General features: G+C 43.8%; 11 protein-coding genes. 8 read left to right on the top strand and 3 right to left on the bottom strand.

What is annotated here, in order from left to right:
* From murB to NI464_RS01215, 3 genes are read left to right on the top strand one after another with little or no spacing between them, the layout of a single operon-like run.
* Nucleotides 1–1,041: a UDP-N-acetylmuramate dehydrogenase gene (gene murB, locus NI464_RS01225; protein ID WP_253137635.1), complete on the top strand. Its 1,041-nt coding sequence runs from the start codon at nt 1–3 to the stop codon at nt 1,039–1,041.
* Between the two features lies 1 nt (nt 1,042).
* A complete protein-coding gene (locus NI464_RS01220; RefSeq protein WP_253137634.1) occupies nt 1,043–2,182 on the top strand; it encodes a YdcF family protein in 1,140 nt (379 codons plus the stop codon).
* Entirely contained in the window at nt 2,182–3,225 is a 1,044-nt protein-coding gene (locus NI464_RS01215; RefSeq protein WP_253137633.1) for an alpha/beta hydrolase, read from the top strand. The genes NI464_RS01220 and NI464_RS01215 overlap by 1 nt, the downstream gene beginning before the upstream one ends.
* A 68-nt stretch (nt 3,226–3,293) precedes the next feature.
* Here NI464_RS01215 and NI464_RS01210 read toward each other — a convergent pair whose 3' ends face one another.
* Both NI464_RS01210 and NI464_RS01205 read right to left on the bottom strand, forming a co-directional pair.
* Nucleotides 3,294–4,964, bottom strand: a complete 1,671-nt coding sequence (locus NI464_RS01210; protein WP_004645422.1) for an FMN-binding glutamate synthase family protein — start codon at nt 4,962–4,964, stop codon at nt 3,294–3,296.
* 500 nt (nt 4,965–5,464) lie between these two features.
* Nucleotides 5,465–6,472 (bottom strand): helix-turn-helix transcriptional regulator, encoded by a 1,008-nt coding sequence (locus NI464_RS01205; protein ID WP_219309168.1) that lies wholly within the window; start codon nt 6,470–6,472, stop codon nt 5,465–5,467.
* A gap of 240 nt (nt 6,473–6,712) precedes the next feature.
* Here NI464_RS01205 and NI464_RS01200 point away from each other — a divergent pair, with 240 nt between their 5' ends.
* The 5 genes from NI464_RS01200 (at nt 6,713) to NI464_RS01180 (ending at nt 10,934) form a co-directional block, all read left to right on the top strand.
* Nucleotides 6,713–8,272, top strand: a complete 1,560-nt coding sequence (locus NI464_RS01200; protein ID WP_004645420.1) for a circularly permuted type 2 ATP-grasp protein — start codon at nt 6,713–6,715, stop codon at nt 8,270–8,272.
* A 22-nt stretch (nt 8,273–8,294) separates the two neighbouring features.
* Entirely contained in the window at nt 8,295–8,897 is a 603-nt protein-coding gene (locus NI464_RS01195) for an alpha-E domain-containing protein (RefSeq protein WP_004278801.1), read from the top strand.
* Nucleotides 8,894–9,673 carry a transglutaminase family protein gene (locus NI464_RS01190; RefSeq protein WP_005263270.1) on the top strand — a complete coding sequence of 260 codons (780 nt, stop codon included), beginning with the start codon at nt 8,894–8,896 and terminating at the stop codon, nt 9,671–9,673. The genes NI464_RS01195 and NI464_RS01190 overlap by 4 nt, the downstream gene beginning before the upstream one ends.
* Nucleotides 9,674–9,686: 13 nt before the next feature.
* Nucleotides 9,687–10,421, top strand: a complete 735-nt coding sequence (locus NI464_RS01185) for a proteasome-type protease (protein WP_005263267.1) — start codon at nt 9,687–9,689, stop codon at nt 10,419–10,421.
* Between the two features lie 81 nt (nt 10,422–10,502).
* On the top strand, nt 10,503–10,934 hold the full coding sequence (locus NI464_RS01180; protein WP_005106614.1) for a BLUF domain-containing protein: 432 nt from the start codon (nt 10,503–10,505) through the stop codon (nt 10,932–10,934).
* Between the two features lie 47 nt (nt 10,935–10,981).
* Here NI464_RS01180 and alr read toward each other — a convergent pair whose 3' ends face one another.
* Nucleotides 10,982–12,052, bottom strand: coding sequence for an alanine racemase (gene alr, locus NI464_RS01175; RefSeq protein ID WP_253137632.1), 1,071 nt, complete (start codon nt 12,050–12,052; stop codon nt 10,982–10,984).
* Nucleotides 12,053–12,055 lie beyond the last annotated feature (3 nt).

Raw genomic sequence — 12,055 nt, 5'->3', positions numbered from 1 at the left:
ATGCAGATTCAAACCCAGGTTCAACTTAAACCTTTTAATACCTTAAATTTAGAAGCAGTTGCTTCGCACTATGCCCAGATTCAATCAACTGCTGACCTGTTGGCTGCACTGGATTTTGCGGAACAGCAGCAACTCCATGTGTTGATCCTGTCAGGTGGTAGCAATATGTTGTTGCCGGAGCAGATTGATGCACTGGTTCTGCATATGGATATTCAGGGCATAGAAATGCTGGATGCTGATGATCAGTCGCAGCGCTTACGTGTGGGTGGTGGACAAGGCTGGCATGACTTCGTGCTCTGGACTACAGCACAAGGTCTGTATGGTTTACAAAATCTGGCCCTGATTCCTGGGCGTGTTGGAGCTTCTCCAGTACAGAATATTGGCGCTTATGGCGTTGAAGTCGGAGAATTCATCGATTCTGTTGAGGTCTATGACCGACAATTGAAACAGTTTGCTTCGATTCAGGCAGCAGATTGTCAGTTTGCCTACCGGCATAGTATTTTTAAAGATGATCCCAATCGTTATGTGATTACCCATGTGACTTTTAGATTACTTAAACAGCCAGATTTGAAACTGAATTATGGTGATCTGAAGACTGCGGTCGGTGATCAGCTCACAGCAGAAAACTTGCAGCAACAGGTTATCCAGATTCGTCAGAACAAATTACCTGATCCGCAAGAATTTCCCAACGTGGGCAGTTTCTTTAAAAATCCGGTGGTTGATCAGGCGGACTTTGACCAAATTGCTGTATCTTTCCCGAATTTACCCCATTACCAGCAAGCCAATTCTCAAGTTAAACTAGCAGCGGGCTGGCTGATTGATCAGGCGGGCTGGAAGGGTAAACAGTTGGGGCCTGTCGGCATGTTCCACAAACAGGCATTGGTCTTGGTGAATTATGGTCAAGCCTCTCTCACCGATGTCCGTAAAACGTATCGTGCAGTACAGCAATCGGTTTGGGAGAAATTTAGTCTGATGCTGGAACCTGAACCTGTATTGTTCAATAAAAATGGCTTGATCCGTTCTCATCAGGAAGAGGAATAACATGAAAAACACCCATTGGATGGTACGTTTGCTACAAATTGTCACTGGACTGTTTGTGCTATGCGGCTGTCTACTGGTGTTGGTTTATACGCCTTTTTACTCAAAAATGATCGTCAAGGGCTTAAACCAGTTTGTCTCCCTAGAGCTAAATGAAGTCGCGGCCCAAAGCCAGAAAATGGCAGCGTTAAGCGAGCATGAAAATCTGGAACCTGGCTCTGATTTGTGGATTGCCCGTCAGGCTTATTTAAAGGTCATGGAACAGGATATCCAGCAAAATAATTCTGCCAACCTGATGCTGATTCAGGCGCGTTATAAAGCACTGCAGCAAGTAATTGAAGAATATCAACGCGAGCAGCAGGATCAAAAAGCAGAGCAAAGTCCACCTGCTCAGGTGCCGTTATTGTCCTCACAGGAAGGTGCAGAACCAGTCGATCCGACAGCAAATGTCCGGGAATTGCTGGAGTGGGACAGTAGTGAAAACAAGGAACGTATTGAGCAATATATGGAGTTTCTGACAACGCATCCGCTGGAACAAGGCGAAGCCAGTTCGGTACAGGAAACCGATGGAGAGGAAATCCAGCAGGACTTGGCTTTACTACAAGAGCAACAGCAGGCTAAACCGGCGAATAGCTCCCAGCCTTATGCCATTGTGGTATTGGGTGGTGGATTAACTTTAGATGACCACGGCAAAGAAATTGTCGTCAATAACTATACGCGACTACGGCTGGAAACCACGCTGGCAGTAGAGAAACATTACCAGTTGCCGATTGTTCTGAGTGGGGTCGAAGCGCCGTATATGCAGCGCTGGTTAAAAAATCATGGTGTCGATGCCAAATTACTGGAAGATCGCAGCATGAACACCTGTGAAAATACCCGTTTCAGTTCATTATTATTACAAAAGAAAGGTGGAGCGCCTACAGTGATTCTGATTACGGATCGTTATCATATGCCGCGTACCCGCCGTTTATTTGCGTTAAATGGCATACAAACCATTCCGGTAGAAGCGCCGATGCCAACGCCATTGACACGATGGCGTCCAAGTGCACAAAATTATGATCACAGTCGTCGTGCCAATTATGAAATGTTGGCGACCATGCGCGATATGTGGTTTGGATCCAGTGACTGTCGGGAGGTGCCATAATGTCTGATATCCCATTTTTAAATCCCACCATTCTGAAACAGCTGGATTTACCCATTCCGAGTCGGGATGTTACGCCTCAACTCTTGCCACCTTTAAACCTGAATCGTAGTGATGAACCGCCGATTGATCTGCAGTCCTATCGAAAGCTTTATGGTTTTGATTTACTGGACTGCAAACACTGGCAGGGCTATGTACAGATGCCATTATTCAAGTTGCATGTACAGGTGTTTGAACCGAATCTGGAAAATACCCGCTTTGACAATATTCAGGGAACCGCTTTTTTGCTGCATGGTTATCTGGAACATAGCGGTATTTATCAGCCGATTGTCAAAGAGCTTTTGGAACAGGGTTTTAGCGTATTAACCTATGATCTGCCGGGACATGGTCTGAGTGATGGTTCACCTGCCAGCATTCAGAATTTTGATCATTATCAGCAGGTTTTACATGCCGTACATCGTTATGTGCAGCACGCTTCACAATTACCTAAACCTTGGGTCGGCATCGGGCAGAGTACCGGCGGTGCGATCTGGATGCACCATTTACTGGAGTTTGCGGAACGTCGTGAAAATCCTTTTGTTGAACGAGTCTTATTGTTATCACCATTGATTCGTCCCGCTAAAACTGCCTGGTGGCATAATTCGGTCGGATTGGGCATTATTAGCCGAATCAAACGTGAAGTTCCCCGACATTTCAGACGCAATAACCATAATCCGGAGTTTTTGCGTTTTATCCGGCTTAAAGATCCATTACAACCGCGAATAATGGGCATGGACTGGATTTTAGCGATGTCACGCTGGATGCTGGAAATGGAAGCGCGTCCGGCTTGTCGTATTCCAGTCTGGCTGGCGCAGGGTGCACAGGATCAGACTGTCGACTGGCGTTATAATATCGAATTTATCCGGCGTAAATTCCGGCTCCAAACTTTGCTGATGCTAGAAGAAGGTTCGCATCAGTTAATCAATGAGCGTGCTGATATTCGTGCTGCACTCACGGGACTGATTCCTGCCTTTCTGCATGCACATGGCAGCAAAACTTATTATTAATAGAGTGAAAATTGGATATTTAAAAAGGCGTTTATTAAAACGCCTTTTTTGATTTTAACTGCATCAAATTAAAATTTTTCTAATTGGGCCAAATTCCACATCCTGAAGTAGAAGTTCTCCTCATCCTTATTTTCACAGGACAATAATTCACCTTCTTTGAGCCAAAAATGAATCTGCGCAAAGTTCTTTATTTCGTGATTATTCACGCGTTGTGCCAGATGATGCGCCTTAATAGCGGAAGGGTGTTTGAGACCTGCGGAAGCTATTAGTTCAGACAGGGCATGTAAGGTGTTTTTATGAAAATGAAACACCCGTTCGGCCTTGGTCGGCACATGTAAGGCTTTCTGGCGATCTTTGTCTTGGGTGGTGACTCCGACAGGGCATTGATTGGTATGACAACTTTGTGCCTGAATACAGCCCACTGCAAACATAAAACCACGGGCAGAGTTCACCCAATCCGCACCAATGGCAAGCGTGCTGGCAATATCGAATGCACTAATTATTTTACCACTTGCACCAATTTTGATCTTATCTCTCAAACCTGCACCAACAAGGGTGTTGTGTACAAACAGTAAACCTTCTCTTAAAGGCGCACCGACATAGTCAATTAATTCAATGGGTGCAGCACCGGTTCCACCTTCAGAGCCATCAACCACAATAAAATCCGGATAAATCTGGGTATGTAACATGGCTTTGACCATGCTCATAAACTGCCACGGCTGGCCCAGACATAGCTTAAATCCGACCGGTTTTCCGTTGGAAAGTTCACGTAATTTTTGTATGAAATGCATCATTTCAATCGGTGTGCTAAATGCCGGATGACTCGAAGGTGAAACACAATCATGATCACGGCTGATGCCTCGAATTTGGGCAATTTCTTCCGAAATTTTACTTTTAGGTAAAATACCGCCGTGGCCAGGTTTTGCGCCTTGCGAAAGCTTGATTTCAATCATCTTCACTTGGGGTAATTTGGCTTGTGCAGCAAAACGTTCCGGATCAAATTGCCCATCTAAAGTACGGCAGCCAAAATAACCACTGCCAATTTCCCAGACCAGATCACCGCCATATTCCAGATGGTAGGGACTGATACTGCCTTCTCCAGTATCATGGAAAAAATCACCTTTTTGAGCGCCGAGATTAAGGGCTCTTATTGCATTGGCACTCATGCTGCCAAAGCTCATGGCTGAAATATTTAAAATAGAAGCTGAAAAGGGCTGGGTACATTGCTCATTTCCAATCAGGATGCGAAAAGTCTGCGGATCGGCAACTTTGCAGGGCGTGATGGAATGACTAACAAAACGGTAATTATCTTCATAGACATTCAGGATCGAGCCGAAAGGTTTATCAGAATTTTCATTTTTTGCCCGCTGATACACCAGACTGCGCTGCATACGGGAAAAAGGCAGTGCGTCCCGGTCGGCTTCAATAAAATACTGACGAATCTCGGGACGGAATTCCTCAAAGATAAAGCGGAAATGTCCCATAATGGGATAATTTTTCAGAATGGAATGCTTATTTTGTAGTACATCATACAAACCCAGCAAACTCAGCAGAATGCTCAGGATCCATAGGGTATTCACTAACGTTTGCGGCATAAAATAATAGATATAACGCGGTGAATAACCGATATGAAATGTAGTAAAAATCACTGCAATCAGAATGCAGGCAAACCAGACCGAATGGCGGGAAAAGAAAGTATTGAGCAGCTTGTGACGTACTAATTGAGCAGGGTTAGCCATTGTAAAATTAAGTCCCTATTTCTACTTCTATAGGGCTTTATGATGTGCAGAGCGAGGTATCTTATACAAGCAGAGAATTGTTATTCGATTTTATAAACTTGCCGAAAATGCTATTAAGCCAGACAATGAATCGGCAGCGATTACAGATAAATTTTACGGAAAAAGTTCTATAGAAAAAATCTGCAAAAGACATGCATTCTATTTATTTCACAAGTAAGGCGGATGACTTTATAGTCGGTTTATTCACTACATAGGAGTCTTAAACCATGACCAAAAAATCCATTCGCTTTAATGATGCTGAACTGGCTTGCTCATGTCTCAGTCATTTTTAAATATTGATGTTTCATCCAGGCTGCATTTCGGGGTGTTAAAGAAAAGCAGCCTGGCACAGCGGCAGATCACCACAACAAGAACAAAAATATAAGCAAAATTCTCCAGTCCCCACTTTGGGGATTTTTTATTCTGGAATACCTAAAAGAATCTGGATAAAGCCTGTATGGTTAAGGGTTTTCCTCATCCAGTTGATCGACTGCATTGGCTACAATACTCGGTTCAATATGTTTAATCTTTTTACCAAAGCTACGTAGCCACCAGACCAGTTGCGAGGTAAATGGCACGGTAGCAGTGATCAGCGACATGCCATCTTCCATTTTTTCAATTTTCTGGTCTTTGCTGAGCTGGCTTTCCTCAAAATAATGTGCATCCGATTCCGACATCCTGAGTTTTAGCGTGACATTTTCAGTAGGGTGGTTGAAGTCCACCCGGAAGCCCAGCGCACCAGAATCAATATACTCATCAATATCGAAATTGACCGGATGCAAGGCACGTGAATTCAGCACGACGGCCGATTTAAAGCGGTGCAGGGCAAAGGTCTGGATATCGGACTTGTCATGACGGGTACACACCAGATAGATGATTGACCCTTTTTGTACCAATGCCAGAGGATTGAGAATATAGGTTTTTTCTTCGCTATTATGACCGCGGCCCTGATACACACATTCCAGCTGTTTGTCCTGTAACAGACCTTCATACACCGCTTGCTGCGCAGCCTTATCTACCACAGGTGGAATCAGGGGTTGGGTAGCCGGAACAATGCGTACGCGGTTAATCCATTGCCGGACATTGTTCTGGGAAGAAAGACTGCGTCGTGCCAGATCAAACCACGGATTCATTTCCTCGATCAGGCTCGGTGGCAGCAGATGTTTTAAATGTTCTTCGACCATCATGAAAGTGACCGCTTGCGAGCTGGTCATATGCGGCAAACTTTGCAGCGGCGCATCTGAACGCCAACGCCAGCCTTGCGGCGTGGTTTTACTGCTTTCAATCGGAAAGCGTTGAGCAATCTGATTCAGGTCGCGCTGAATGGTGCGCAGACTGATATCGATGCCTTCACGATTGAGGATTTCCTGTAATTCACGTGTTCCCATCCATTTGCCGGTAGAAAGACGCGACAAAATTTGCCATTGGCGATATAGACTGTTTGAAGTTTCTTTTTCTTGTGCTGACATAATTTATTTTGCTGGCAATAAAGAAGAGGGGATTTAGGCTTAGCTTAACACAATAAAAAAACTCTCATTTTTTCGCAAGTCCCTCTGTGCAACATTTGTCCTACAATTCTAAAACAACTTGGTCGAAAATGGCATTGAGTTCAAAGGGCATTTATTAGATTAATGGTAATTGAAATACAGATGTCATGGCATGGATATTGCTTTGATTTAATTATAATAGATGATAATACGAGGGTTTGTATGCTTAAAGGAAATCAGGATACAAATGTGATTGAAACAATTGATAAATTTAGTTCCCAGAATATTGGAAAAAATTTTATAGACACTAAAACTACAGCGGTATCTACTACAACGAATCCACAACTTTTACTACAGCAGTTATCTTCAAAGTTCTTTAATGAAATGCAGGATGAACATGTGCTGTCCAGTCAGGCAGGTCAAAGACTGGAAGAATGGTTATCTCAACATACGCTGGATGAACTCAATGCACTGAATCAGGTAGCAAAAGAACATTTTTTAAATCACGGTATTACCTTTACCGTTTATGGCGATGAAGAAGGCGTAGAACGCACTATTCCCTACGATATCATTCCGCGAGTCATAGACCGGAAACAGTGGAATATGGTGGCTTTAGGCTCGGCACAACGGGTACGGGCGCTAAATTTATTCTTACATGATATTTATCATCAACAGGACATTTTAAAAGCCAATATCATTCCTGAGTTGCAGATTTTAACTCATGAAGCCTATCAGCCGCATATGTATCAACATAGCTTGAAAGGCGGGATTTATAGCCAGATTAGCGGGATCGATGTGATCCGTGATTCCAAGGGCGAGTTTTATGTCTTAGAAGATAATCTCAGAACGCCATCTGGCGTGTCTTATATGCTGGAATGCCGCAAGATCAGTGAAAAACTGATGCCGAAAGTATTCGAGCAGTCCAAGATTGCCGGAATCGAGCAATATCCACAATTATTAAAAGAAATCCTGATCGAAAATGCTTATGTCGACAAGCCATTTGTGGTGGTATTAACTCCAGGACGTTTTAATAGTGCTTACTATGAACATTCTTTCCTTGCAAGAGAGATGGATGTGCCATTAGTAACATCACGTGACCTTTTTGTTGATGACTCGAAGGTTTATGTAAAAACCATACGTGGTCGCCAACGAGTCGATGTTATTTATAGACGGGTCGATGATGCGTTTCTTGATCCCTTATGCTTTAAACCGGATAGCACTTTGGGTGTGGCTGGCTTGATGTCAGCTTATTTGCAAAATAATGTTGTGATTGCCAATGCACCGGGAACCGGTGTGGCAGATGACAAATCGGTTTATCCATATGTCGACAAAATGATTCATTTTTATTTGGGCGAGCAGCCAATTCTAAAAAATGTTCCGACTTATCAATGTCGTAATTCTGAAGAATTAGACTATGTCGTGGCTCATCTGGATCAACTGGTGGTGAAAGAAGCGCAGGGTTCGGGCGGTTATGGCATGCTCATTGGACCACAAGCCTCTAAACAGCAAATTGAAACTTTCAGGGAGAAAATTTTAGCTGCGCCGCATTTATATATTGCGCAGCCAACTTTGGACTTATCGGTTAGTCCGACTTTGACCAATTTTGGTATTGCTGAACGTCATATCGACTTACGCCCATTTGTATTAAGTTCGCCTTATCGTACTGAAATCGTACAGGGTGGCTTGACCCGTGTGGCGATGCAGCCCGGCTCACTGGTGGTGAATTCATCACAGGGTGGTGGTATCAAAGATACCTGGGTAGTCGACAATTTACATTCATAAGATTCCAAAGAAGGAAAATGTCATGGTTTTGCTGAATAGCAATGCACAACATATTTTTTGGCTAGGGCGTTATTTATCTCGCACTCATTTTTTATGTGCGCGCTTTCCATTTTTAGAAGACGAAGCGGCAGTGGCGTATGCCCATGCCTTTTGTTTACCTGCCTTTGATGCCAGTTCCCTAAATGAGCTAGTACTTGATCCTACGCAAGTGGCGTCTTTTAGCCAGCAGTTTAAAGTGGCCAAAGACAATATTCAGGAATTACGCGGGGTGCTGTCTGCTTCAGGCTATGCGGAACTGATGAAACTGATCAAAACCGCAGACAAAAATGCTGGTTATATCTGTGAAGTGGTGACGGAATGTGAAGATATTCTGGAAGCCGAATCTTCCGATATTTTTCTGTTTTTTAGTCTAGGGCAATGTGTCGAACAGCTCGATCATCAGTTACGTCTGGGTGAAGAAACCAGTACTACACTCTGCAAGATTGATTATGTGGTCAGAATTTTGGTAGAGATGGGCTGGAATGATCTGGAACAGTACTGGGAGCAGTTGCGTACAGAACCGAACCGGATTCAGTTTTACCAGTTTAGCGACCATATTCATCAACTGTTTGAGGCAGATGTATGAAATTGATGGTGAATCACCAAACGCATTATATGTACACGGCCGAGGTGAGGAACAGTATTCAGTACATTAAAATGATGCCTTCGAGCAATGCGCATCAGCGGGTGCATTCCTGGGATATTAGTGTGCCAGGTAATAAAGAAATCCGGAAAGATGCATTTCATAATCTGTGGATGACCTGTAGCCAGCGGGAGCCTTATCATTCCCTGACTATCATGGCACAAGGAATAGTCGAGTTGAATCCTGCGCATCAGAGTGGATTGAATGATTCAATCAATCCCAATCTTTTTCTACAGCCGACCGAATCGACACAATGTAATGCAGCAATGAAAGACTTTGCACAACGTCATGTTCCTGCATTAACCCGTCAGCATTTGATTGGACTGGCACAGGCCTTGCTGGAGCATGTGCCTTATATTTCCAACAGTACTTCAGTGCAAGGCTCTGCAATAGATGCCTTTGAGTCCAGACAGGGCGTCTGTCAGGACCATAGTCATATTTTTATTGCCATGTGCAAATATCTAGGTTTACCTGCCCGCTATGTTTCTGGTTATTTATATGCACAAAATGCTTCGCATCTGGCCAGTCACGCTTGGGCAGAGGTGTTTGTAGACCAGACATGGTATTGTTTTGATGTCAGTAATCTGTTGTTTACTCCAAGTTCGCATGTTTATGTGGCGATTGGACGGGATTATTGGGATGTGGCGCCGGTACGCGGTGTCAGAGAAAAGGGCGGTGTGGAATCCATGCATTCCATCGTTCAAGTGCTAGGATATTAATAAGGACGAATGAATGACGTATTGTTGTGCACTACGTTTAGAGCAAGGTATGCTTTTTATCAGTGATACCCGGACAAATGCCGGAGTAGATCACATTTCTGTATTTCGAAAGTTGTATACCTTTGGTATTCCTGGGGAACGTATGATCGTCATACAGGCATCCGGAAATCTGGCAACAACACAAGCCGTAATTGGGCATATTAAAAATCAGCTCGAACTGAAGCAGGAACCCAATATCTTGAGTCTGCACACCATGTTTGATGTCGCTGAGCTGGTAGGTAGTATACTGAAGAAAGTGATTGCGAATGTTACGAGCGATATTTCGGAACAAAGTAATTATTATTGCAATCTGCTGGTCGGTGGGCAACTTAAAGATCAGGACATGCAGCTTTATCATGTCTATCCACAAGGGAACTTTATCTGTGCCACACGCGATACGCCGTATTTCCAGATTGGCGAAAGTAAATATGGCAAGCCGATCTTGGATCGTGCGCTGACTTATGATATGCCGCTGGATGAAGCTTTGCGCTGTTCCCTGATTTCATTTGCATCAACCTTACGTTCCAATGTATCGGTTGGTATGCCCCTCGATGTGCTGGTCTATAAAAAAGACAGTCTGATCATGCCAAGAGGCAAGCGTATTGCCGAAGATGATGAGTATTTCACGTCAATCAGCCGGCAATGGTCAGAGACCTTGAAAAAAGGATTGGCGGAACTTCCGGTTCCCTCTAATGAGTATTTCTTATAATAAACCTATCCGGGTTCAGGTTTTTCGCGTACAGTGTTAACTTCTATGCATCAGGTATAATAAAAAAAGAGGAGTTAGCACATGTACCAATTTTGTTATGCCAGTAAAAGTACTTCTCCCAAACCTGACTTACTTGAAGATTTGGCGAATATCCTGAAAGAAGCTCGTGATTTTAATTACCAGCATCAAGTGACAGGTGTACTGTATTTCGCAGATGGTCATTTTTTTCAATGTCTCGAAGGTGAATGTCCCACTTTAAAAAGTCTGCTGGTGGAGCGACTGAATAAAGATCCTCGCCATCAGGACATTAAACTATTTGAGACCAAGGAAATTGAATATCCAAGTTTCCCGGACTGGTCCATGAAATATATTTCCAAACGCAGTCAGATCCAGCAATTCTGTCGGGAAATGGGATTTGATGACTTTAATCCTTTTGCCTTTCAGCAAAGCCATGTCGATGCCTTATTAATGCAATTATGCATAGAGCAGGGCGAAGAACAAAAGTCAGCCTAAAGAAAAAGCCCAACATAAGTTGGGCTTTTTTTATTTTGAGAACTAGATCAGACTACTTGGCGTAGTGGACGATTGCTGAGCCTGCATAATAGTTCATAACCAATCGTGCCATTGGCTGTCGCTACATCATCCACCAGACGGGTTTTACCCCAAAGTTCGACTTCTGTGCCCAATTGCACTTCTAGTCCTGTCACATCAATGGCAATCATATCCATCGCTACGCGGCCGATCACACGAGTTTGCTGGCCATTAATCGCGACATAGTTCTGTTTCAGGAAAGCGCGAGGGTAGCCATCACCATAGCCAATTGAAACAATCGCTAGCGTCATGTCTTGATTTGCGGTAAACGTCGAACCATAACCGACATGCTCACCCGCTTGAATATCATTCAAAGCAATAATTTCAGCTGTAAACGTCATGACTGGCTTTAAGTCCAGATCATGCACATCCCTGTCTGCAAAAGGCGTCGCGCCGTAGAGCATAATCCCGGGACGGACATAGTCAAAATGCAATTCTGGATATTTATAGATTGCAGCCGAGTTACAGCAAGAAGCTAAAATTGGTGCGCAGTCCTGTTTCACTTCAAGGAATTGACGGATTTGTTCATCATTCAGTGGATGCTCGGCATCGGCATTAGCAAAATGCATGGCAAGCACGCAAGTAAAGCCTTCAGCTTGTAGTGTATGAATAACATCTTTAATCGCTTCAATTTTAAAGCCCAGGCGGTTCATGCCGCTGTTCAGTTTGACCCAGACTTTAAGTTCTTTGGCGATATAGGAATCTTTATGTGCAATTAACCAGTCGACTTGAGCCTGTTGATGCACAATGACTTCAATATTCTGTTCGATTACGATTGGCATTTCATCTGCAGAAAAAATACCTTCGATAAGCGTGATCGGCTGTAGATAGCCCAATTCACGAATTTCTAAGGCTTCTTGCAGGCAGGCGACACCAAAGGCATCGGTTTCGCTTAAGGCTGCTAAGCAGTCTTTAACTCCGTGTCCATAAGCATTGGCTTTTACCATGCTGACGATTTTCGCGGTTGGGGCAAGTTGTTTGACACGGTTTAAATTATATTGCAGCGCTGCGCTGTCAATATAAACTGTAGCTTGACGCACCCT

Origin of the sequence: Acinetobacter lwoffii (assembly GCF_024129685.1) — a bacterium.
Lineage (GTDB): Bacteria > Pseudomonadota > Gammaproteobacteria > Pseudomonadales > Moraxellaceae > Acinetobacter > Acinetobacter lwoffii_X.
This window is presented reverse-complemented; position numbering and strand designations above follow the sequence as displayed.